At 65.6% G+C, this 23,325-nt stretch carries 21 protein-coding genes; 19 read left to right on the top strand and 2 right to left on the bottom strand.

Annotated elements, in window-relative coordinates; translation table 11 throughout:
- Positions 1–13 precede the first annotated feature (13 nt).
- The 4 genes from RIN56_08330 to RIN56_08315 all read left to right on the top strand — a co-directional run bounded on the left by RIN56_08330 (position 14) and on the right by RIN56_08315 (position 6,670).
- A complete protein-coding gene (locus RIN56_08330) occupies positions 14–3,796 on the top strand; it encodes a phosphoribosylformylglycinamidine synthase (GenBank protein MDR7866814.1) in 3,783 nt (1,260 codons plus the stop codon).
- A 149-nt stretch (positions 3,797–3,945) separates the two neighbouring features.
- On the top strand, positions 3,946–5,418 hold the full coding sequence (locus RIN56_08325; GenBank protein ID MDR7866813.1) for an amidase family protein: 1,473 nt from the start codon (positions 3,946–3,948) through the stop codon (positions 5,416–5,418).
- 248 nt (positions 5,419–5,666) lie between these two features.
- Positions 5,667–6,071, top strand: coding sequence for a hypothetical protein (locus RIN56_08320; GenBank protein MDR7866812.1), 405 nt, complete (start codon positions 5,667–5,669; stop codon positions 6,069–6,071).
- A complete protein-coding gene (locus RIN56_08315) occupies positions 6,068–6,670 on the top strand; it encodes a cytochrome b/b6 domain-containing protein (protein MDR7866811.1) in 603 nt (200 codons plus the stop codon). Before RIN56_08320 ends, RIN56_08315 begins: the two co-directional genes overlap by 4 nt.
- A 14-nt stretch (positions 6,671–6,684) precedes the next feature.
- On the opposite strand, the gene murE is transcribed toward RIN56_08315, so the two are convergent.
- Positions 6,685–8,157 (bottom strand): UDP-N-acetylmuramyl-tripeptide synthetase, encoded by a 1,473-nt coding sequence (gene murE / locus RIN56_08310; GenBank protein MDR7866810.1) that lies wholly within the window; start codon positions 8,155–8,157, stop codon positions 6,685–6,687.
- A 121-nt stretch (positions 8,158–8,278) separates the two neighbouring features.
- Here murE and RIN56_08305 point away from each other — a divergent pair, with 121 nt between their 5' ends.
- The 15 genes from RIN56_08305 to RIN56_08235 all read left to right on the top strand — a co-directional run bounded on the left by RIN56_08305 (position 8,279) and on the right by RIN56_08235 (position 22,992).
- Entirely contained in the window at positions 8,279–9,097 is an 819-nt protein-coding gene (locus RIN56_08305; protein MDR7866809.1) for a VanW family protein, read from the top strand.
- A 40-nt stretch (positions 9,098–9,137) separates the two neighbouring features.
- Entirely contained in the window at positions 9,138–10,154 is a 1,017-nt protein-coding gene (locus tag RIN56_08300; GenBank protein MDR7866808.1) for a SpoIID/LytB domain-containing protein, read from the top strand.
- On the top strand, positions 10,145–10,654 hold the full coding sequence (locus RIN56_08295) for a hypothetical protein (GenBank protein MDR7866807.1): 510 nt from the start codon (positions 10,145–10,147) through the stop codon (positions 10,652–10,654). The genes RIN56_08300 and RIN56_08295 overlap by 10 nt, the downstream gene beginning before the upstream one ends.
- Positions 10,655–11,150: 496 nt before the next feature.
- The gene (locus RIN56_08290; GenBank protein ID MDR7866806.1) at positions 11,151–11,573 is read left to right on the top strand and encodes a DUF1934 domain-containing protein; all 423 of its coding nucleotides are present in this window, start codon (positions 11,151–11,153) and stop codon (positions 11,571–11,573) included.
- 1 nt (position 11,574) lies between these two features.
- Positions 11,575–13,266 carry an arginine--tRNA ligase gene (gene argS / locus RIN56_08285; protein ID MDR7866805.1) on the top strand — a complete coding sequence of 564 codons (1,692 nt, stop codon included), beginning with the start codon at positions 11,575–11,577 and terminating at the stop codon, positions 13,264–13,266.
- 191 nt (positions 13,267–13,457) lie between these two features.
- Positions 13,458–13,853 carry a DNA-directed RNA polymerase subunit delta gene (gene rpoE / locus RIN56_08280; GenBank protein ID MDR7866804.1) on the top strand — a complete coding sequence of 132 codons (396 nt, stop codon included), beginning with the start codon at positions 13,458–13,460 and terminating at the stop codon, positions 13,851–13,853.
- A gap of 68 nt (positions 13,854–13,921) precedes the next feature.
- Positions 13,922–15,538: a CTP synthase gene (locus tag RIN56_08275; protein MDR7866803.1), complete on the top strand. Its 1,617-nt coding sequence runs from the start codon at positions 13,922–13,924 to the stop codon at positions 15,536–15,538.
- Between the two features lie 110 nt (positions 15,539–15,648).
- The gene (gene sppA / locus RIN56_08270) at positions 15,649–16,581 is read left to right on the top strand and encodes a signal peptide peptidase SppA (protein ID MDR7866802.1); all 933 of its coding nucleotides are present in this window, start codon (positions 15,649–15,651) and stop codon (positions 16,579–16,581) included.
- A 9-nt stretch (positions 16,582–16,590) separates the two neighbouring features.
- On the top strand, positions 16,591–17,166 hold the full coding sequence (locus RIN56_08265) for a Yip1 family protein (GenBank protein ID MDR7866801.1): 576 nt from the start codon (positions 16,591–16,593) through the stop codon (positions 17,164–17,166).
- A gap of 5 nt (positions 17,167–17,171) precedes the next feature.
- A complete protein-coding gene (locus RIN56_08260) occupies positions 17,172–19,511 on the top strand; it encodes a hypothetical protein (GenBank protein ID MDR7866800.1) in 2,340 nt (779 codons plus the stop codon).
- Between the two features lie 111 nt (positions 19,512–19,622).
- Positions 19,623–20,024 carry a response regulator gene (locus tag RIN56_08255; protein MDR7866799.1) on the top strand — a complete coding sequence of 134 codons (402 nt, stop codon included), beginning with the start codon at positions 19,623–19,625 and terminating at the stop codon, positions 20,022–20,024.
- Between the two features lie 190 nt (positions 20,025–20,214).
- The gene (locus RIN56_08250) at positions 20,215–20,844 is read left to right on the top strand and encodes a hypothetical protein (GenBank protein MDR7866798.1); all 630 of its coding nucleotides are present in this window, start codon (positions 20,215–20,217) and stop codon (positions 20,842–20,844) included.
- A 294-nt stretch (positions 20,845–21,138) separates the two neighbouring features.
- Positions 21,139–21,990 carry a peptidoglycan DD-metalloendopeptidase family protein gene (locus RIN56_08245; GenBank protein MDR7866797.1) on the top strand — a complete coding sequence of 284 codons (852 nt, stop codon included), beginning with the start codon at positions 21,139–21,141 and terminating at the stop codon, positions 21,988–21,990.
- A 353-nt stretch (positions 21,991–22,343) separates the two neighbouring features.
- A complete protein-coding gene (locus RIN56_08240; GenBank protein ID MDR7866796.1) occupies positions 22,344–22,724 on the top strand; it encodes a hypothetical protein in 381 nt (126 codons plus the stop codon).
- 25 nt (positions 22,725–22,749) lie between these two features.
- The gene (locus RIN56_08235) at positions 22,750–22,992 is read left to right on the top strand and encodes a DUF2757 family protein (GenBank protein MDR7866795.1); all 243 of its coding nucleotides are present in this window, start codon (positions 22,750–22,752) and stop codon (positions 22,990–22,992) included.
- Between the two features lie 35 nt (positions 22,993–23,027).
- Here the strand turns inward: RIN56_08235 and RIN56_08230 are convergent, their stop codons facing one another.
- Positions 23,028–23,204, bottom strand: a complete 177-nt coding sequence (locus RIN56_08230; protein MDR7866794.1) for a hypothetical protein — start codon at positions 23,202–23,204, stop codon at positions 23,028–23,030.
- Between the last annotated feature and the right edge of the window lie 121 nt (positions 23,205–23,325).

Raw genomic sequence — 23,325 nt, 5'->3', positions numbered from 1 at the left:
AGGAGCGGACAGGATGGCGGAACAGGTCAAACGCATATATGTGGAGAAGCGGCCGGGGTTCGATGTCGAGGCCCGGAGCCTTCTGAACGAGTTCAAGCACAACCTGGGCATTGACGGCCTGACGGCGGTGCGGGCGATCAACCGCTACGACGTGGCCGGCCTCTCGGATGAGGAGTACGCCCGCTCGAAGAAGACGATTTTCGCCGAGCCGAACGCCGACTACGTGTACGACGAGCAGTTCCCGCTGGAGCGGGCCGACCGGGTGTTCGCGATGGAGTACCTGCCCGGCCAGTACGACCAGCGGGCCGATTCGGCCGCCCAGTGCGCGCAGCTGCTGACCCAGAAGGAGCGGCCGGAAGTCGCCACCGCGAAGGTGGTCGTGCTGAAGGGCGTCATCAGCGATAGCGATTTCGCGCGTATCAAGGCGTATTGCATCAACCCGGTGGAGTCGCGCGAGGCGTCGCTTTTAAAGCCGGCGACGCTGGCGATGAAGACGGAGACGCCGCCCGATGTGCCGGTGCTGGATGGGTTTACGGCGAAGGGCGCGGACGCGCTGGCGGGGCTGCGGGACGGGCTGGGGCTGGCGATGAGCGCCGAGGATCTGGCGTTTTGCCAGGGATATTTCCGCGATACCGAGAAGCGCGACCCGACGCTGACCGAGCTGAGGGTGCTTGATACATACTGGTCGGATCACTGCCGCCATACGACTTTCATGACGGCCATCGAGCAGGCCGAGATCGAGGAGGGGCGGTTCACCTCACCCGTCAAGGCGGCCTACCGCGAGTATCTGGACGCCCGCGAGGCGCTCTACGGCGCGGCGAAGAAGCCGCTGTGCCTGATGGATATCGCCACAATCGCCATGAAGGAGGCGAAGCGACAGGGGCTGCTGGACGACCTGGAGGAGTCGGCGGAGATCAACGCCGCCAGTATCGTCGTGCCGGTCGAGATCGACGGCCGCAGCGAAGAGTGGCTGGTGATGTTCAAGAACGAGACCCATAACCACCCGACCGAGATCGAGCCGTTCGGCGGGGCGGCGACTTGCCTGGGCGGCGCCATCCGCGACCCGCTGTCGGGGCGGTCGTATGTTTATATGGCCCTGAGGGTGACGGGCAGCGGCGACCCGCGCGCGCCGATCGCCGATACTCTGCCCGGCAAGTTGCCGCAGCGTAAGATTACGATTGCGGCCGCGACCGGCTACAGCTCGTACGGCAACCAGATCGGTCTGGCGACCGGCCAGGTGGCCGAGGTGTATGACGAGGGCTTTGTGGCCAAGAGGATGGAGATCGGCGCGGTTATCGGCGCGGCGCCGCGCGCCAATGTGGTCCGGCTGGAGCCGGCGCCCGGCGACGCGGTGCTGCTGGTAGGCGGACGTACCGGCCGCGACGGGTGCGGCGGCGCGACCGGCTCGTCGAAGGAGCATACCGAGGAGTCGCTCGCGAGCTGCGGGGCCGAGGTGCAAAAGGGCAACCCGCCGACCGAGCGGAAGATCCAGCGGCTGTTCCGCCACCCGGCGGTCAGCAAGATGATAAAGAGGTGCAACGATTTCGGGGCCGGCGGGGTGTCGGTGGCCATCGGCGAGCTGACCGACGGCCTGGCGATCAATCTCGACGCCGTGCCCAAGAAGTACGAGGGCCTGGACGGCACCGAGCTGGCCATTTCCGAGTCCCAGGAGCGGATGGCGGTGGTGGTGGCGGCGGCCGATGTAGCGGCTTTCGGGGAGTACGCCCGCGCCGAGAATGTCGAGGTGACGCAGGTGGCGACAGTGACCGGCGATCGGCGGCTGGTGATGCGCTGGCGCGGCAAGACGGTCGTCGATATCAGCCGCGATTTCCTCGACACGAGCGGCGTGCGCCAGACGACGAGCGTGGCGGTGGCCGCGCCCGCGCCGGAAGACGACTTTTTCGCGGCGACGCCGGCGGCGGTGCGGGACAAAAGCGATATAAAGGCGGCGTGGCTGGCCAACCTGGCCGATCTGAACGTTGCCAGCCAGAAGGGGCTGGTGGAGCGGTTCGACAGCAGCATCGGCGCGGCGACGGTGGTGATGCCTTACGGGGGCGCCCGCCAGTCGACCCCGGCCGAGGGCGCGGTGGCCAAGCTGCCGGTGCTGGAGGGCGAGACGACGACCGGCACGATCATGACGTATGGCTATAACCCATTGATCGGCAGGTGGAGCCCCTTCCACGGCGCGCTGTACGCGGTGGTGGAGGCGGTGACCAAGCTGGTGGCCATGGGCGGCGACTGGCGCACGGCCCGGCTGACGCTGCAGGAGTATTTCGAGAAGCTCGGCAGGGACCCCGTCCGCTGGGGCAAGCCGTTCAGCGCGCTGCTGGGGGCGTACCGCGCCCAGAAGGAGCTGGGCGTGCCGGCTATCGGCGGCAAGGACAGCATGTCGGGTACCTTTATGGATATGAATGTGCCGCCGACGCTGGTGGCGTTCGCGCTTTGCCCGGTGGATGTGCGGCGGGCGGTTTCCCAGGAGTTTAAGCGGGCCGGCAGCCGGGTTGTCCTGATCGCCGCGCCGCGGGACGGGGATGAGCTGCCCGATTTCGCCGCCCTCAAGGCCAACTACGCGAAGATTTACGAGCTTATATCGGCCGGTCTGGCGCTGGCTTCCTATACGGTGAAAACGGGCGGCGTGGCCGCGGCGGTCAGCAAGATGGCGTTCGGCAACCAAATCGGCTTCGCGTTCGTTGACGGCGCTGACGGGGCGGACCTGTTCGCGCCCGATTACGGCGGGGTAATTCTGGAGCTGCCGGGCGATACCGACCTGGCGGCCGTGTTGGCGGGCGTGAGTTGGCGCGAGTTGGGGCGCACCCAGGAGCGGCCGGTGATCAGCGTCGGCGGGACGGAGATATCGCTCGACGAGGCGTACGTCGCATGGGAGAAGCCGCTGGAGAGCATTTTCCCGACCCGCACCCAGGAATGCGCTGCCCCGCAGCCGCCGGTGGCGAGCTATGCGAAACGCGGCGCTGCTAAGCCGGCGGCGCCGGTGGCCAGGCCGCGGGTCATCATCCCGGTTTTTCCGGGCACAAATTGCGAGTATGACAGTGTGCGGGCGTTCGCCAAGGCGGGGGCGGTGGCGGAGACGCTGGTCTTCCGCAATCTGACGGCCGCCGATATCGAGGAGTCGGTCGCCGCGCTGGTGCGCGAGATCGGCCGCAGCCAGATCATCATGCTGCCGGGCGGCTTCAGCGCCGGCGACGAGCCGGACGGTTCGGCGAAGTTCATCGCCACGGTGTTCCGCAACCCGCGGGTCCGGGAGGCGACGACCGCCTTCCTCGAGCGGCGGGATGGGCTGATGCTCGGCGTGTGCAACGGTTTCCAGGCGCTCATCAAGCTGGGACTGGTGCCTTACGGCCGGATTGTCGACGAGCTGGGCGAGGCCGACCCGACGCTGACGTTCAACAAAATCGGCCGCCATGTGGCCTGCCTGGTGAGGACGCGGGTGGCGTCCGTGCTGTCGCCCTGGCTGGCGGGGGCGGCGGTGGGCGATATCCATACGATTGCGGTGTCCCACGGGGAAGGGCGGTTCGTCGCCCCGCCCGCGGCGGTGGACAAGCTGATCGCCGGCGGCCAGATCGCCACCCAGTATGTCGACCTGGCCGGCAACCCGTCGAACGATATCCGCTTCAACCCGAACGGTTCGATCGCCGCGGTGGAGGGCATCACCAGCCCCGACGGCCGTATCTTCGGCAAGATGGCCCATTCGGAACGGACGGGGCCGTATGTGGCGATGAATGTACCGGGAGAGAAGGAGCAGGGGATATTCGCTTCAGGCGTAAAGTATTTTCGGTAGAAACAGGGGAAGCGGTCTATAAAGTCCATCTGCGGCGTTGGCCTTGCGGGCGCTTGCTTGCGTACGTTCCGAGTACGCGGCGCGGCGCGTCCTCAGGCCGCCTTGCATCTGGAGCTTTCTAGACCGCTTCGTGTAAGGAGGGAACGGTTATGGCTTTCTCCGTAGAAAACGCGACGATCGGGTCGTATCACGCCGCGCTGCTGGCAGGGGAGATTACGGCCCGCGAGCTGGTGGCGGCGTATCTGGCGAGGATAGCGGCTTACGACAGGCGGGGGCCGGCGGTGAACGCGGTGATCGCCGTCAATCCGCGGGCGTTGGAGACCGCCGACGAGCTGGACGCCAGGCAGCGCAGGCATGGCCTGACCGGACTGCTCCACGGGGTGCCGGTGCTGCTCAAGGATAATATCAATACATACGATATGCCGACGACGGCCGGCTCGCTGAGCCTTGAGGGCTGGCGGCCGCGCGCCGACGCTTTTGTGGCTGAGCGGCTGCGGGCGGCGGGGGCGATAATCCTTGCCAAGGTCAATCTGCACGAGTTCGCGGTGTGGGGGGAGACGGCCAGTTCGCTCGGCGGGCAGACACTCAACCCGTACGACCTGACCCGCACGCCCGGCGGCTCAAGCGGCGGCACGGGGGCGTGCCTGGCGGCCGCGTTCGGTCTCGCCGGGCTGGGGACGGATACCGTCAACTCGGTACGGTCGCCGGCTTCGGCCAACGGGCTTGTCGGCATCAAGCCGACGCTGGGGCTGGTGAGCCGCAGCGGCATCGTGCCTTACGCCCTGACCCAGGATACCGCCGGGCCGCTGGCTTATACCGTGGCCGACGCGGCCAGGGTGCTGGACGTCATCGCCGGCTACGACGAAACCGACCCGGTAACGGCCTGGAGCGCCGGCCGGGATGCGGACGCCGGGCGGGGACTGGACGAGGGCGGGCTCAAGGGGGCGCGGCTGGGGGTGGTGGAGTCGCTGTTCGGCGGCGACGCCGCCCACCGCGAGGTGAACGCGGTGATGGACGCCGCGCTCGCCAGGCTTAAAGAAGGCGGCGCGACGCTGGTGACGGTGAGCCACCCCGACCTGGACGCGGCGAAGCTGATCGCCGCGACGAGCGTCCATATCCACGAGTTCGCCCGCGATCTGAGCGCTTTTCTGGCCGACCCGGCCGCGGCGCTGCCGGTGAAGTCGCTGGCCGCGGTGGCCGCCGGCGGGCGGTATCATCCCGGCATCGCCGACAATATCAGGCAGGCGCTGGCCGTGGCCGGCGATGGGGACGAATACCGCCGGCGGCTGGCGGCGCGCAGCGCGCTGCAGCAGACGGTGATGCAACTGCTCGCCCGCCACCGGCTCGACGCGCTGGTGTACCCGCACCAGAAGCGCCTGGTGGTGCCGGTGGGCGAGACGCAGGTGGATCGCAACGGCGTGGTGGGGGCGGTTACCGGCTTCCCGGCGATTGTGGCGCCGGGCGGCTTTTCGCGGCCGACGGAGACGGCGCCGCTCGGCGTACCGGTGGGGCTGGAACTGCTCGGCCGGCCGTGGAGCGAGCCGCTGCTCGTCAGGCTGGCCCATGCGTTCGAGCAGCTGGATAATGTGCGGCGATTGCCGGTGAGCACGCCGCTGCTGTAAGCTACGACCGTCGATAAGCCCTCATCTGCGTTGTTGTTCCGCCAAGCGCTTGCTAGCGTACGTTCCGAGTACGCGTCGCGTCGCGCCTGACGGAGCCGCCTAGCATCTGGGGACTTCTCGACGGTCTTGAATTTGATGAAAACCCCCTTGCCTCCGAGGCGAGGGGGTTTTTGCGCGGCGCGGCGGGGAATAAAGGAGCGGGGGGCAAGGGATACTGGGGGTGGGAGTACAATAAGGGAGGTTTTTGTATGCAGGCCGAGATGACTGATGTTGACAGGCTGGTGGTCGAGGGGTTGGTGCCGTTCCGCAACAGGCTCACCGCCGTGTTCCGCGACAAGCACCCGTATCTTTTCGGGATGGCGTCGGCCGCGCTGACCGGCAAGGAGAGCAAATTCGGCGTCCAGGTGACCGAGGGCGGGCGGGTGGCCGGCGAATACACCCTGCACGTGAGCGGGGTGGAGATCACCGGCGCCGAGCCGGGTAAGCTGGAGTCGGGCGTTCAGCTGCCTTATGCCGGTACGATCAAGCCGTATATGGTCATCGAGCGGTCCGGGCTGGAGAGGATCCTCGGCGACGAGGCCGCGATCATGGCCGACCCGTTCCCCGCGATGCTGAAGCATCTGCCGGAGTTGACGGTGAAGTTTTTGCGATGAAGCTGCTGCTCCATCCCCTGCCTGTCCGGATTTTCCACTGGGTGATGTTCGCGGCGGTGATGACGCTGCTGGCGACCGGGCTGTATATTCACGAACCGCCGGCGTGGCTGACTCTGCCGATGGGCCTGATGCGCAAACTCCACGGCGTGGCCGCGGCCGCCCTCGTAGTCAACATGGTTGTCCATGTTTACTATTACGCCCGAACCGGCAAGCACACCGAGATCCTGCTGCTGCCGGGCGACTGGGCCAATGTGCGCAGTTTCCTGCGCTATTACCTGTTCATTACCGCCCACCATCCCAACTACGGCCGCTACAACCCTGGGCAGAAGGCGTTGTTCACCGCCTGGGGGCTGGTGGTGATCGTGGCGGCGGTGACAGGGACGGCGCTGATGTTTCCGGACGACACGACCCGCCTGCAGCGTATGCTGGGCGGCCTGAACGCCATTCGCAGCGGCCATTTTTTTGTCGCCGCCTTCTTCGCCGCCTCCGTCCCTTTCCATCTCTACCTTGTTTTCACCGAGTCGCCGGCCAAGCTGCAGGCTATTTTCACCGGCTATGTCCAGAAAGAGCCCAAACCGCCGCCGCCCAAATCGCCCTGAGTACGCCAGGCGAGCTACGCCGGGCAGCCGGCCATTTCCGCGCCGGACGGCGCGGCGGCGGCTTCGGTGAGCCGGCGGCGCAGCAGGCGGTAGCCGTCGTCCATGCCCTGGGCGCCGAGCAGGGCGACGAGGTCGCCGGGGCCGGCGGCTTCGGCGGTTGTTTCCATGGCCGCGATCAGCGTTTCGCGGAACAGGTAGTTTACGTTTGCTTTACCGAGCGCCTCGCAAAAGGCGCTCTTTTCGTCGTTGTCCACGGCGTCGGCGACGCTTACGCTGCCGGCGCCGGCGGTGACGACGAGGGTGAAGGGGACCGCCTGCCACCAGCGGGCGAGGGCGGCGGCGCAGGCGGCGTTGATGGCCGGGCCGCGGCAGCCGCGGATGGCGAAGGCCACGACGAGGCGGCGGCGGCTGAAGGCGGCCAGGGTGTGGAAGACGGCGTCGACGCTGCCGGGGTTGAGGGCGGTGTCGTCGACGACGGTGAGGCCGGCGAGGCGCGAGACGGCGAAGCGGCGCGGCACGCCCCGGAAGGATGCGAGGGCGGCGGCGGCCGTTTCGGGGGCCACGCCGCTGGCGATTGCGGCGGCTACCGCTAACAGGGCGTTCTCCACGTTGTGCCGGCCGGGCAGCGGAAGGCTGACGGCAAGAGGTCCGGGCGGGACAGCGCAGCCGGGGAGCGGCCGGGCGAAAGCGAGGGTGAAGCTGCTGCCGCCGCAAGAGAGGTGCGCGATGCGGGCGGCGACGTCGGCTGGCGCGTCCACGGCGCAGGCAATGGACGGAGCGGCGGCGGCCATCGCCCGGCAGAGGGGGTCAGCGGCGTTGACGACGAGCGGGGCCGCCGGCCCGAGGAGGCCGGGGAAACCCTGCTTGGCGGCGCAGTAGGCGTCGAAGCCGCCGGGGAAGTCGAGGTGGTCGGGGCTGATGTTGGTGACGACGCCGCAGGCGAAGGCGACGTCGTCGACCCGCCCCTGCCCGATGCCCTGGGCGGAGACTTCCATGGCGGCGTGGCTGACGCCGGCGGCGCGCATGGCGGCGAGGTGGGCCTGGAGGCTGGCGGCGTCGGGGGTGGTGAGGGCGCTGGGATAGGAGAGGTCGCCGACTTTTACGCAGACGGTGCCGATGAGGCCGGCGCACAGGCCGGCCTGGCGGAAGATGTGGTCGAGCATGAAGGTGACGGTGGTTTTGCCGTTGGTGCCGGTGACGCCGACGAGGGCGAGCGACCGGGAGGGGTGGCGGTGGAAGGCGGCGGCGAGTTCGCCGAGGGCGCGGCGGGCGTCGGCCACGGCGGCGACGGGCACGGTGAGGGCGGGCAGGCTGCCGGGGCGGTCGCTGACGACGGCGAGCGCCCCGCGGGCGACGGCGTCGGCGGCGTATGTATTGCCGTCGCGGCTGGCGCCGCGGACGGCGACGAAGATGAAGCCGGGCATAACCTGGCGCGAGTCGCAGGTTATGCCGGCGGCGGATGCGAGCAGCCGATCGATGAGTTCCACGCTTTACCCTCCCTGGCGGTCGTAATCAGCGCTATATTTTATGCGTCCGTCTGCCATCGGTGAGTAAAAGAGTTTATCCGGCCGGATACTAGCAGGGAATACGCTTGCTGGAGGAGAGACGGTGAGGATAGCGCTGACTTTGGCGATTATCGGCTGTTTAGTGGCGGCCGCCTGCGGCCTGCAGCCGGCTCCGAAGCCCGAGCCGCGGGTGGCGGCGGCGGTGACGGTGGAGGGGGCGGCGGTGGGCGGGCTGACGCGGGCCGAGACGGCGGCGGTTTTGCAGGGGCTGGCGGCGGAGCGGTATAAGCCGCCGGTCGACGCCAGGTTCGCCGACGGGGACGGGTCGGTGGCGGCTGATGAAGACGGGCGGATGCTGGATGTGGCGGCGACGGCGGAGGCGGCGCTGGCCGCGCCCGCCGGCAGCGTCCTGGCCGCCTCGTACCGCCCGCTGACGGCGGCTCTGACGGCCGCCGAGCTTGCCGCCGCCCGGCAGGCCGGCTCGTATACGACGACCATCCTCGACTCCAGTCCGGGACGGCTGGAGAATATCCGCCTGACGGCCGCGCTGCTGAATAACGCGGCGATCGCCGCGGGGGCGGAGTTTTCCTTCAACAGCCGCACCGGCGAGCCGACGCGCGAGCGGGGCTTCCGGCCGGCGGTAATTTTCGTGGATGGGGGGCACGGGGAGGAGCTGGGCGGCGGGATGTGCCAGGTGTCGAGCACGCTGTATAACGCGGTGCTGGCGGCCGGGCTGAGGGTGACGGAGCGCCATGCCCACTCCCGGCCGGTGAGCTATGCGCCGCCGGGGCGGGACGCGACCACCTATACCGACAAGGATCTGCGCTTCGTCAACACCACCCGTCGCACGCTTGTGCTGCGCTCTTATGTGGCCGGAAGAAAATTAACTGTCGATATTTTCGTTCTCGCCGGCGGCGCATAGGAAGGGGGTTGCCGGCCCATACTAGCAGCGAGGTGGGAGGATGCGTAAATATTCGTATTTCAATATCGCCCTTGTCGCAGTCGTCGCCGTAGCATTAATCGCGGGAGCCTATACACTCTTACGCCCTCCCGCCGCCAAGCAGCCGGGCGAGCCGGCGCCGACGCCGGCCGCGCCGTTGGCCCAGGCGCCCGAGCCTATCCCCGGCGTGCCGCAATTCGACGCGGCCAAGTACAAGAACGAGCCGGTGATAACGGTGTGGCGGGCCGACCGCGGCACCCGGGAAAGGATGCCGCTGGAGAAATACCTCGAAGGGGTGATCGCCCGTGAGATGGAGCCCGACTGGCCGCCCGAGGCATTGCGGGCCCAGGCGATCGTTTCCCGTACGCTGACGGTGCACGCCATCGAGGCCGGCACAATCCGGCGACTGCATGACGCCGATGTGAGCACGTCCAAGGAGGAGCTACAGGCTTACGCCCCCGAGCGGGTCAACGACCGGGTCCGCGAGGCGGTGCGCTCGACGCGCGGCCAATTGCTGCTGTATGCGGGCAGCCTGATAAACGCCATCTACAGTTCGAGCAACGGCCAGATCGCCGCCACCCGCGAGGAGAGTTTCCCGAAGGAGATTCCCGAGCCGACGCCATATTTCCAGCCGGTGACCGATGACAGTTACCGGTATACGCCGCCCCATCTCCAGTACTGGACGGTGGTCATCCCCGGCCGGGAGGTGGCCGCGGCGGTGGGCTATAACGGCAACCCCGGCGACGTGAAAATTCTCGAAAAGGGGCCGTCGGGCCGGATACTGTGGATCGGCGCGGGCGAAAAGAAAGTTTACGGGGCGGAGTTCCGCAAGGCGGTCGGGTTCGATTTGCTGAAGTCGACGCTGGTGGATGAGATGAGTTACGCCAACGGTTCGTTCACCTTCAAGGGCCGCGGCTGGGGCAACGGCGTCGGCATGGCCCAGTGGGGCGCGTTCACGTACGCGCAGGACGGCTGGAAGGCCGAGGATATTGTGCGGCATTATTATGTGGGCACCGAGGTCAAGAAGATTTGGGAGTAGAGGTTGAACTGTTTTCGCCTGGGTACCCGCCCTGGCGTTATCTTTGTCGCCGCCGGTCGAATATTTATCTGGAAAGCCTTTGTGAGGTGGTGACGGCCCGCCGGGGCGAGCTGGCCGATATCGCGGCGACGCCTTTCCGCAAGAGCGTGGAGGCGGAGCGCGTGCTGCTGGCCGATATGCAGACGCTGGGGTTCTGGCATTCGGTGACCAACCGCAAATACCGGCCGCTGTTCAAAACGGGGCTGAACTTCGAGGTGGATTTTTACCACCCCGATTTCCAGGTGGCGGTGGAGATCGAGAAGGGCGAGGTCAGCAATGTGTGGAAGAATATCTGCAAGTTCGCCGAGTCGCCGGTCATCCGCCACGGGGTGATAATGGTGCCGGTGATCCGCAAGGGGCAGACGGGCAGCACGGAGTTTTACCAGAACACGCTCAAGCGGCTGGGCAGCCTGGAGAGCATTTTCGCGTTTGTGGACAGTGTGCTGATAATAGGGTATTGATGGAACTGGGGACGGAAGCTGTGTGCCGGCCGGCGCCGGGAACAATGAATTAATATTCGCAACATTGGTCGGAGGCGACGGAGGACACAGGCGTACTGCGCCGAAGCTCCGGCCGAACGCGCCGTAAGGCTAGGGCCGACACAGCCGTACCGTCGCCAACTGTCATCCGTGACAGATGGCTCCTCGCCCGTCCGTCCATGGACGGGCGTACGTTCGTGTTACCGGCCTGCTTCGCCAACGGCGCGTATCGTCCTCCGCAACGTCGCATTACGCCTATGCCTCCGTCATCAGATTTTTTGCGTTGTTTCAAAAGCAACTGACTCGGCAATTTTGCGGCCTTGCGGGCATAGATTAATAGCGGAGAGGCCGGCGTCCGCCACAGCCTCCCCATAACAGGCGCCGCCATTCAGCTTTTGCTGAGGGCGGCGCTACGGTTTTTATTGGCAAGCTTGGCCATTATGGGTTATAATATATGAATGTGGTTAGGAGAGAATATATGCGTAAGGTTGTCGTGACGGTAGTCGGCACCCAGACCGACGCGGGCGGCGAGGAGCACCGCATCGAGTTCATGACCGTCGGGTCCCGCCAGGACAGGGACGGCGTGAGTTATATTACATATCCCGAGAGCGAGATCACCGGCATGGAGGGTACGACGACGCTGCTCAAGCTTTATCCCGACAGGCTGATCCTCGTTCGCATGGGTTCGGTGGAGCTGAAGCAGGAGTTTTTCCCCGGCCTGAAGAGTTATTGCCTGTATATAACCCCGTACGGCAGCCTGAAGATGGCGGTGTCGACCCGGCACTTCGCGATTACGGCCGAAGGCGGCAAGGAAGCGGTCAATGCCGGCTACGATCTGGAGATCGACGGCCGGTGGCAGAGTTACAATACGTTAGCGGTTGAGATTCGGGAGGAAGAATAGCATGAATGTGAAAGAGCTGCTCGCCGGGGCTATCCACGAGGCGGCGGCCGGGATCGAGGCTCTGGCCGGGGCCGAGCTGCCGGCGGTGATGCTTGAGGTGCCGCCGCAGAAGGAGTTCGGCGACTTTGCGACAAATATAGCCATGCAGCTCGCCCGGCCGGCCCGCCAGAATCCGCGGGCGCTGGCCGAAGCGATCGCCGGGCGGCTGAACGCGCGGGCCGCGCTGACCAAGCACGACCCTGCGGCGCTTCTCTGGCTTAAAGAGGCCAAGGTGGCCGGGCCAGGGTTTATCAACTTTTATCTCACGCCGGACTGGCTGTACGCGCTGCTGGCCGATATCGCGGCGGCGGGCGCGGCCTGGGGCCGCTCGGGCAGCGGCCGCGGCGAGAGGGTCCAGGTGGAGTACGTGAGCGCCAACCCGACCGGACCCCTCCATGTCGGCCACGGCCGGGGGGCGGCGGTGGGCAGTGCGCTGGCCAACTTGCTGAAGGTCGCCGGCTACGACGTGTCGAGCGAGTTTTATATCAATGACGCCGGCAACCAGATCGACTGCCTGGCGGCGTCGGTGGACGCCCGCTACCGCGAACTGCTGGGCCAGCAGGTGGAGTTTCCCGAGGACGGCTACCGCGGCCGCGATATTATCGACACCGCCCGGCGGATCGCCGACCAGGCGGGACCGCGTTATCTGCTGATGGACCCGGCCGAACGGCTGACGGTGTTCAAGGAGCTGGCCCGCGAGGAGAAGCTGGCGCTGCTGCGCGAGGACCTGGAGGCGTTCGGGGTGACCTTCGACGTGTGGTTCAGCGAGCGGACGCTGCACGCGGCCGGGGCGATCGAGGAGACCTGCCGCCAGCTGAAGGCAAGCGGCCATATGTACGAGCAGGACGGGGCGCTGTGGCTGAAGTCGACCGCTTACGGCGACGATAAGGACCGGGTGGTTATCCGCGACAACGGCGTGCCGACTTATCTGGCCGCCGATATCGCTTACCACCGCGATAAGTTCGCGCGCGGCTTCGACCGGGTGATAAATATCTGGGGCGCCGACCACCATGGCTATATCAGCCGGGTGAAAGCGGCGGTGGCTGCTCTGGGGTACGACCCGGAGCATCTTGAGGTGCTTATCCTCCAGATGGTCAACTTGTACCAGAACGGCGAGCTTGTCAAGATGTCGAAGCGCACCGGCCAGGGGGTCACGCTGTCCGAGCTGATCGAGGAGGTCGGCCGCGACGCCGCCCGCTTCTTTTTCATCATGCGTTCGACCGACAGCCAGCTGGATTTCGATCTCGATCTGGCGAAATCGCGCACTAACGAGAACCCCGTTTTTTATATCCAGTACGCCCACGCCCGCATCGCCAGCATATTCCGCCAGGCGGAGGAGGCGGGGCTGACGGCGCCCGCGCCGGGAGAAGCGCCGCTGGCGGCGCTGACGGAGGAGGCGGAGGCCGACCTGATAAAGAAACTGGGCGAGTACCCGGACGAGGTGGCGGCCGCCGCCCGCGAGCGGGCGCCGCACCATATCGCCCGCTATGCCCACGAGGTTGCCGCCCTGTTCCATTCTTTTTACAACCAGTGCCGCGTGATCGGCGCCCCGCCCGACGTCCAGGCCGCCCGCCTGACGCTGGCGGCGGCGGTGCGGGATACGCTCCGCTCGGCGCTCGCCATTCTCGGCGTCGCCGCTCCCGACAAGATGTGACAGGAATGACGCGACTTCCGCCCCGTCTGTGTCGACGGCGGCGGAAGCTTGTGCGAAAAAGCGAATAAAATTGGTGAATTTGTCAACCTTTTTTGCGCGAAATTGCCGCCGTGTCAGGCGGAATAAGGCTTTGCCGTTCGTCAGCAAAAGGAGGATTTTATCCCCCCGCGGTGAATATTACCATGTAATTTTTGAACGACGCAGCGGAGGGGGCCGAATTCATGGGCGAAATGGTGAAACAGTTGTCAGACGTTGATGCAGCTTATCAGGTTTTGGCGGAAAAAGGCTCGCCGATGTATTTCCGCGATCTTATCGGCAAGGTTCTCGAAGGCAAGGGACGACCCGTCGCTTCGGTTGCGCACGCCATGGCCGAGGTGCATACCCAGATTAATATGGATAGCCGGTTCGTCCATGTGGGCAAGGGGACGTGGGGACTGGCCGAGTGGCTGCCTCAGCGCGGCGGCCGGGCTGTCGAGGAGACGGCGGCCACCGTTTCAACGGATAGCAACCTGCGCCGGGAAAAGCTGCTGGCGGAGATTCAGCAGGATTACCCCGCCGCCGCCGTTGACGCTGAGGAAGGCGAGTAAGCAGCGTATATGATTACGGCCATGCTTGGGATAATACAGCGTGAGGCCGGTTTGTAGGAGGATAATTTATGGCTAAGTTCATTTTCGTCACCGGGGGGGTCGTTTCGTCGCTCGGAAAGGGTATCACCGCAGCGTCGCTGGGACGCCTCCTGAAGAGCCGCGGCTATAAGGTAACGATCCAGAAATTCGATCCCTACATCAACGTGGACCCCGGCACCATGAGCCCATATCAGCATGGCGAGGTTTTCGTGACCGAGGATGGCGGCGAGACCGACCTCGACCTCGGCCATTACGAGCGGTTTATCGATATCAACCTGACGAAGAGTTCGAATGTTACGACCGGGAAGATTTACTGGTCGGTAATCACGAAGGAGCGCAAGGGCGATTATCTGGGCAGCACCGTCCAGGTCATCCCCCATATCACGAACGAGATCAAGGAGCGCCTGTACCGGATCGCGAAGGAGGACAACGCCGATATCGTCATCGCCGAGATCGGCGGTACGGTGGGCGATATCGAGAGCCTGCCCTTCCTGGAGGCCATCCGCCAGGTGCGCAAGGAAGTGGGCCGCGACGACGTGGCGTATATCCACGTGACGCTGGTGCCTTATATATCTGCTGCCGGCGAGCTTAAGACCAAGCCGACCCAGCACAGCGTGAAGGAACTGAGGAGCATCGGTATCCATCCCGATGTCATCGTCTGCCGGACGGAACACGAGATTTCGGCCGACATGCGCGAGAAGCTGGCGCTGTTCTGCGATATCGACCTGAACGCCGTCATCCAGAACAAGAATGTCGCTTCTATTTATCAGGTGCCGCTGATGCTCGAGGAGGAGGGCCTCGATAAGATCGTCCTTGAGAAGCTGGGCCTGAAGAACGGCCGGCCGGATCTGAGCGAGTGGAAGGCGATGGTGAAGAAGATTCTCCAGCCGCCGCAGAGCGTGTGTATCGCGATCGTCGGCAAGTATGTCGCCCTGCAGGACGCTTATATGAGTGTGTCGGAGGCGCTGCGCCACGGCGGCATCGCCAATGACACCGCCATAAATATCAAGTGGGTGAACGCCGAGGAGATCGAGCCGGCCAAGGTGGACCTGGACGCCGTTTTCGGCGGCGTGGACGGCATTCTCGTGCCCGGCGGCTTCGGCGACCGCGGTATCGAGGGCAAGATCAAGGCGATCCGCTACGCCCGCGAGAACAACATCCCGTTCTTCGGGCTGTGTCTGGGGATGCAATGCGCGGTGATCGAGTTTGCCCGCAATGTGTGCCGCCTGAAGGGCGCCAACAGCAGCGAGTTCAACCCGGAGACGCTTTATCCGGTCATCGATTTGATGCCCGAGCAGGTGGATGTGGAGGAGAAGGGCGGCACGATGCGGCTGGGCGTTTATCCCTGCAAGGTGACCGAGGGGACGCATACGTGGGCCGCTTATCAGGACGAGCTTATCTATGAGCGCCACCGCCACCGCTTCGAGTTCAATAATGCGTACCGCCAGCAGTTCGCCGCGGCGGGGATGGTGATCGCCGGGATGCTGCCGAGCGGCCGGCTGGTGGAGATCGTCGAGCTTACCGATCACCCGTGGTTCGTGGGCACGCAGTTCCACCCCGAGTTCAAGTCCCGCCCGACGCGGCCCCACCCGCTGTTCCGCGATTTCGTGAAGGCGGCGCTGACGAAGCGGACGGGGACGCGCTAACGCAATACATGACCGGCCCGGCCGGCACATATAATGTTTATCATCGAGAACTGTTGGGCCTGCTCAACAGTTTCTTTTTCCTATCCCGAAAGGAAAGGTAGTGGATGCCTGTGTTTAAACGGTCTGTGGTGCTTTTGATCGCCGGGGTCGTCGTGGTTTCGCTGGCGGCGGCGGCTTTTCTCGTGCCGGGGATGAAGAGCAAGCGCTCTGGCGGCGAGCGGAGCAAGGTGGCGATTATTTATGTGGACGGGGTTATCGTGGGCGGCCGCGGCCAGGCTGGTCTGCTGGGCGAGTCGGGCGGCACGGACGCGATTATCAAGCAGCTTCACCAGGCGCGCGACGACGCGGCGGTGAAGGCGGTGGTGCTGCGGATCAACAGCCCCGGCGGCAGCGCGCCCGCTTCCCAGGAGGTGGGGACGGAGATCAAGAAGCTCCGCGCGACCGGCAAGCCGGTGGTGGCGTCGATGGGCGATGTGGCCGCTTCGGGCGGCTACTGGCTGGCGGCGGTGACCGACCGCATTTACGCCAACCCGGCGACGCTGACGGGCAGCATCGGCGTGTATATCCCGTACGCGAACTGGCAGGAGCTTTATAATAAGATCGGCATCCGCTCGGAGAAGATCAAGAGCGGCCCGCATAAGGATATCCTTTCCCCCGACCGGCCGATGACGGCCGAGGAACGGGCCATCATCCAGGTGATGGTGGATGATCTGTACGGCCAGTTTGTGGCTGTGGTGGCCGAGGGGCGGAAGATGGAGCCTGCCAGGGTGCGCCAGCTGGCCGACGGGCGGATTTATACCGGCAGCCAGGCGAAGGAGCTCGGCCTGGTGGATGAGCTGGGGACGATGTACGACGCGATCGACGGGGTGGCGGCGATGGCCGGGATCAAGGGCAAGCCGGTGCTGAAGGAGTATGGCAAGGTCAGCCCGTGGTCGCTGCTGTTCGGCTCCGGCGAGGACGTGAGCCTGGAGAGGCTGTTTTTCCGTCAGATCAGGCAGGATGCGCCGCTGACCGCGCCGCTGGCGATTCCGGAAAAGTGGTAGGTGAGGGGAATGGGACCGTTTCTTGAGCTGCTTTATGACGTTATCTTCAGCCCGGCCGCGGCGATGCGGCAGATCGCGGCCCGCCGCCCGGTGGGGCAGGCGTTCGCCGCTTTCCTGCTGAGTATCATCATTCCGGCGGGGGCGATATATTTCGCTCTTCAGGCGACGGCCGCCGGGAAGTTCGCCGGCGTGTTCTTCGCCGCGGCGGTCTGCGTCCGGCTGCTGATGTGGTTCGTGGGTTCGGCCGTGCTGCAGCTGATTGCTGAACTTTTCGGCGGCCAGGGGACGGCGGTCGGCCTGTTCGCGGCGATCGGTTTTGCGCATTTGCCGTTTATTTTCGCCGTGCCGCTGGCGGTGGCCGGGCTGCTGCTGCCGGCAGGGGCGGCGGCGATGCTTTTTGCCGCGGGGGTGCTTGTGCTGATTTTCTGGGTGCTGGCGCTGACGGTGGTCGCCATCCGGGGCGTCCACGGCCTGAGCGTGGCCAAGGCGACACTGGTGCTGCTGACGCCGCTGCTGGCGGCGCTGGCGGCGCTTGTGGCGGCGGTGGTGTTCGTCGGCGCGGCCTTCTGGCCGCCGCTGGGGTGACGGCTATGGGCAGATGGTTTTGTGTGGCGGCGGTGGCCGCGCTGCTGCTGACCGGGTGCGGGCTTGACAGGTCCGCGCCGTCGGCCGGCCTGGCGCCGCAGCCGCCGGCGGCGCTGGCGGCCTGGGGCGTGCCGGGGAATGTGATCGAGAAGGGCGCCGGCAACAGCTGCCGGGTTGTGAAGGGGGCTTTTCTGTCCGCGGAGGCGGCGCTGGAGCTGGCGGCCGGCGGACAGGGCGAGCTGGAGTATTTCCGTGAGGCGCCGGCGGGCGAACTTGCCGGCCGGGGCCGCGTGCAGTTTTTGTCGACGATGGGGACGGGCAGGCTGAAGCTGACCGCCCTGGACGAGGGCGGCCGGCCGCTGGGGACGGTGGGCTGGGTTTATACCGGCCCGCTGCCGGCGGACGATAAGGCGGCCAAGTGGCTGGACGGCCGCTATACGGCCAATTATGTCGGCGACTGGCTGGCTTTCGACCATGACGTGGCGGCGCTGTTCGCCGCCCACCGGCCGGAGGCGGCGGCGAAGGCGGCCAGGTTCCGGCTGAGTGTGGTGGTGGGCCAGGGCCAGCACGCGCTGGTGACGGCGCTGGGGCTGGAGAGCGTGCCCGCGCGGGCGGTGCGCGTGACGCCGGCCGCGGCGACGCTGTCGGCCGCTGTGGGCCAGGCGGTGACGGTGGCCGCCGATGTGGAGAATATTTCCCCCCGGCCGCTGGCTAACGTGGCGGTGGCGCTGGTCGAGCCGTTCGGCTACGGCCTGGCGGCGGCGGGGGACAGGCAGCAGCTTGTCGCCAGCCTGGCGCCGGGCGAGAAGCGTCGCCTGACCTGGGAGGTGCAGGCGCGGCGGCCGGACGCGGTCAATCTCGGCCGTCCGTGGCCGCTGGCTTTTACGGTGAACGGGGCGGCGGCGCCGGCCGGGACGCTGGTGACGGTGACCGACCCGCGGCCGGGCAAGGTTTTCTATGTGATGACCGAGGATCTGGAGGCTATTGACGGCGCCGGTTACGGAGCGGCGTGGGGCAACGCCGACGGCTGGCTGCAGCCGCAGGAGCTGACGGTGCAGATGGTGGCCAAGGCGGAGCGGGTGAACGGTATCGCCGAGAAGTACGGCGCCCGTTGGACCCATTATATCGCCTGGCCGCTGGTGAACGCCGCCGAGTGGGCGGCCGGGCAGTCGGCGACGGGCGAGTGGCAGAAGGCGGCGGCGGCGATCGCGCAGTCGGTGCGGAGCCAGTCGGCCCGCGGCCACGAGTACGGCATCCATCTCCATTCCGATTACGATCCTTTGCTGCCTGGCAACGTGCTGTCGTATAACCCGGCGGTGGACGGGCTGTGGGCCAACCACCTGCGCCACGGCTGGGCGCATTCGCTTGGGAGCGAGGGCGGTTACCGCGACCGCACGGGCCGGACGGGCTTCCTGTATGTTTACCAGCGTAAATTGGACGAGCTTGCGGCCGCTTCGCCGCACGGCCAGCTGATAACCGCGCGGGTCGGGTCGTTCGATTTCGGCAACGGCGAGGCGAACGAGGCGATGAGCACGCGGGTGTACCGCCGGATCGGCCTGCTGGCGGGGAGCGACGCGGACGGCAACCGCGGCGGCATTACGGCCGGCGACTGGAGCCAGGCGATTTATCTGGCAAAACCGGACGATATCAACACCCGGGCCGCCGATCTGAAGGCTATCGGGTTGGTCGAGTTCCGGCCGACGCCGAAGGATTTCATCCAGTACGACAGCCAGAGCGCGGCGGTGATGAACGCCAAGGCGGACGAGGGGATGGCGGCTTATACCGCGGGCGGCAAGGCGGTGCCCGGGGTGCACGCGATTGTCGGTTTTACGCATGTGATGTTCATCATGGGCGAGGGTGGCTGGCAGAGCACCGCCGGCGGCCAGTTCGCCGCTCTCGAAGGGCATCTGGCCTATCTGAAGGAGCGCTACGCCGACATGGGGCTGCTGTCGTTCGCGACCGCCGGCGAGCTTGTCAGGGCTTATCTCGATTATTACGCGCCGGCGCCGGTGGTTGTCTACGGGCCGCGCAGCAAGACGGGCTGGGGCAGGAGCGAGTACCCGCTGACGGTGCTGGGGCGGGATATCCCGATCGACGCCGCCCATCCCCACGCGGTGCGGGTCAAGTATCCGCTTTATCTGCGCGATTCGGCTTTCCGGATCAGCGTGCTGAAGGACGGCCGGCCTATATATACGACCTGGGGGCTGCCGACGCCGGAGAACGACATTGCTTTTACCGTCGACGACAGGAATGCCCAATATTCGCTGGAGATTTACCACAACGAAACGGCCGGCAGACTGCTGTCCCTCTGGCGTTTTGCCAGGTCGCGCCTGACGCGCGGCTGACGGTGCGCGAAAAAAATTCGAAAACGCTGATTTTTTTCCAATTTCTAGGAGGAGAATTGTCGGGCGATGGGGAATAGGGAAGTACTACTCAGTCAGCGGGAGGTTTCTCTTATGGCGGTGAAAAGACCCGTAGTGCTTGTTATCGATGATCAGCCCGGTATCCGGCGGCTGCTGATGGAGGTGCTGCAGGAGGAAGGCTATGCCGTTCTGGAGGCGTCCAACGGTTACGATGGGCTGCAGAAGGCCCGCGACCACCGGCCGGCGCTGATTCTCATGGATATGAAGATGCCCGGCATGGACGGCATCGAGACGCTGCGCGAACTCAGGCGGCTCGGTATCGGCGAGCGGGTTATCATGATGACCGCTTACGGCGAACTGGACCTCGTCACCGAGGCGAAAGAGATCGGTGCGGCCGATTATATCACCAAACCGTTCGATATCCTGGCGCTGTGCGAGATGATCAATAAGAACCTGGCGGTCGACCTGGCACCGGGCCAGATGGCTATCAGCTAGGCATTTGCGAGGGGTGCGCGGCCGGTTTCTCCGGGCCGCAGTCCGGCGCGGGATCCGGGGTTTGCAAGGGCCCCGGGTTTTGTTTGGCAAAGGAGGAGGGCGCGGGGGCGCTGCCGCGACGGCCTTTTCTCCGCCGGCGGCAGGATATTTTTCCTCACCGGCGAAGTACCTAGAGGGAAGGGGGATTAATATGCTCATCAACACAGTTTCCACGTTGGCGCTGTATTGTTCGCGCTGCGGCAAGATCGAGATGCATGACTTATCCCGCTTTACTTTGAAGAGCTCGGTGGGGCGTGAACTCACGTGCGGCTGCGGTCAGCGGCTGGCGACCGTGTCGGGTGTGGGTCACGACCAGTACCTTCTCGATATACCGTGCGTCGTTTGCGAGACGAGCCACATCGTGTGCGTGGCTGTGAAGGATTTCTGGCAGGGCCGGGTCAACAAGATTTACTGCTCGGCCGCCAACCTCGAGCTTGGCTTCAGCGGCGGACGCCGGGCCATCGAGCAGGCTATCGCCGCCCAGCAGCAGGAGTTCGCCAGCATGGTCCGCGATATGACGAGCGAGGAGTATGTCGATAATCCGCAGGTGATGTTCGAGGTGCTGAACATGGTCCACGATATCGCCGAGCGCGGCGGGGTTTACTGCCGGTGCGGCGGGAGCATCATCGAGGCCGATGTGCAGCCGGATTCGATCGAGCTGGTGTGTGTCCACTGCAACGGCCGGCGGGTGATCGCCGCCAAGACGGAGGAGGACGTGGCGGCGGTGCAGGACATCGCTTCCATCGAGATCGGCTCCGGACGCCGCTCCCATCGCCGTTAAATTTGCGAATATGATAAGCCGCCGGCACTTCAAGTGCCCGGCGGCTTTTTTGTTGCGTGGGAATGCGGACAGCGCAGGCCGCTCAGAAAGCCCCAGATGCAAGGCGCACCGGAGGCTGACACCGGAAGCGTACACGGATGTACGCTGAGGATGGCAGCCGAGGAGCAACGCCGCAGATGGAGCTTTATCAGCGGCCGTAATTTTTCCAGGGGAGGGAAGTGGAACCATAACATGCATAAAACAGCAACGCCGCGCTTATGATAGTAAGGGTAGTCCATAAGCGAGGTGAAGCGGATGCAGCTATTTATAGCGTTTGTGCTGGCTGCCGCGGTGCTGCTGTTCGGCCAACTGGCGGTGCCGGCAGGCAGAACTGCCGGGCCGCAACGCGAGGCAGTGGCCGCTCCGGCTCCGGCTGTCGCTGCTGTTATACCGGCCCCGGCCGCCAAGCCGGCGGTGAGGGTGCATACGGTGGCGGACGGGGAGAGTCTGAGTGTCATCGCCGCCCGGTATGCCATCGATGTCGATACTTTGCTGGGCGCCAATCCGGACGCGGCGGAGCTTATCCATCCGGGGGACGAGCTTGTCGTGCTGCCGCAGAAGGGCGTGCTGCATGTAGTGGCCGCCGGCGATACGCTGTGGGCGATCTCGCGGGTATACGGCGTGGGCATGACGGTCGTGAAGGAAGCTAACGGCCGGCAGGACGACGCGCTGGCGGTGGGCGAGAAGCTGTTCATCCCCGGCGCGCGGCCGCGGGGCGAGGCGGTGTCGCGCGCTTACGGCCAGAGATTTGTCTGGCCCGCGGGGGGCGAGATATCGTCGCCGTTCGGGTACCGCTGGGGACGCCATCACGCCGGGATAGACATCGCCGCCGAGGCGGGGGCGCCGGTGCGAGCGGCCAGGGCCGGGCGGGTGACGTTCGCGGGCTGGTACGGCGGCTACGGGTATACGGTGGTGATCGAGCACGGCCAGGGGTATGCAACGCTGTACGCCCATCTCGACGATTATGTCGTGGAGCGGGGCGAGTATGTGGCGACCGGCCAGCGGGTCGGCTATGTGGGCGACACGGGGTATTCGTTCGGGGCGCATCTGCATTTTGAAGTGAGGGTGAACGGTCAGACGGTGAATCCGCTGCAGTTTTTGCCGTAAAACCGGCGGGCGGAGAACGCAGGCTACGCGCCGAAGCTCCGGCCGAACGCGCCGTAAGGCTTGGGCTACCCGACCGCGACCACCGTCGCCAACGGACTTCCGTGTCCGATGGCTCCTCGCCCGACCGTCCATGGCCGGGCGTGTGGCGTCGGGTAGCCGCTACGCCGACGGCGCGTATTCGTCCTCCACAACGGCACGGTACGCCTGCATTATCCGCGCCTGACGCGCAGGTGGGCGCTTATCAACGTCCGATTACGGGCGGCGGGAAATGTTCCCGCCGTTTTTGTTTGTATATGGCTTGGGGGCGGCGGCAATAATAGGTTTAGCAGATTTTTCCGCCGGAGGGACAAGACTTGGCTTATGTTCTCGCTGTTTTGATGGCGGCGCTGAGTTTTCTGCTCAACCGGGCGGCGCTGCGGTACGCCGGTGTGCAGGCGGTTATCGGCTGGGGGCCGGTTATCGAGGAGACGGCGAAGACGGCGCCGGCGTTTTATCTGGGTGCGGATGTGCTGTTGACCCACGCGCTGTTCGGCGCGATCGAGGCGGGCCACGACTGGCGGGCGGGCGGGGGGAACGGCCCGGCGGCGGCGCTGCTGAGTGTGGCGGGCCACAGTCTGTTCGGCGGCCTGACGGTAGGGGTCATTTATTTGACAGGCAGCCTGCCGCTCGCTCTGGTGGCGGCGGCGGCGGCCCATATCGGCTGGAATGTGGCGCTCGTCCGCCTCAAGGGATAGAGCGGGAGCAGGAAAGGGAGACACGATGAGAATCCATTACAGTTGCGACAATTGCGGCGAGCCGATCGACACCATCGAGGTGGCCGCGCTCGACGAGGCGAGGTTCGGGTTCGACTGCCTGACCGGCGAGGAGAGGCAGGAGATCATCAGGTTCGATGAGGCCAGCGGCACGCTTTACGTGCAGTCGCTGTGCGATGCGTGCATCGAGGCGATGGGGCTGGCGGGCGCCGATTTGCCGGCCGCGCCGGCTAAACTTCTGCTGCACTGAACAGCCCCCGGGCTGCTGGCCCGAGGGCTGTGGCGCTATTCGACGTCTTTCTGGAGGTTGTCGGCGGAGACGGTTTCGTTGGCGACTTCGTATTTGGCGGCGGTTTTGCCGTCGCGCGGGCCTGCGGAGATGAGGCTCTGGTCGCCGACGGCGGAGCTGCCTTTGAGGTTTTTCCCGCTCCAGTATTTGTACGGGAGGTTTTTGGAGTCCATAGGTTCTCACCTGCCTTCCGTTTTAGTGTGCCCGCGTTTGTCGGCGCCATCTGTTGTAATATTTGGTTTCGCCGGCTAATACTTTGTGTTAGAATGGGTAATAACGGGGCTTTGCTGTCTG

It is taken from the genome of Sporomusaceae bacterium (assembly GCA_031460455.1).
Lineage (GTDB): Bacteria > Bacillota > Negativicutes > Sporomusales > UBA7701 > Anaeroselena.
This window is presented reverse-complemented; position numbering and strand designations above follow the sequence as displayed.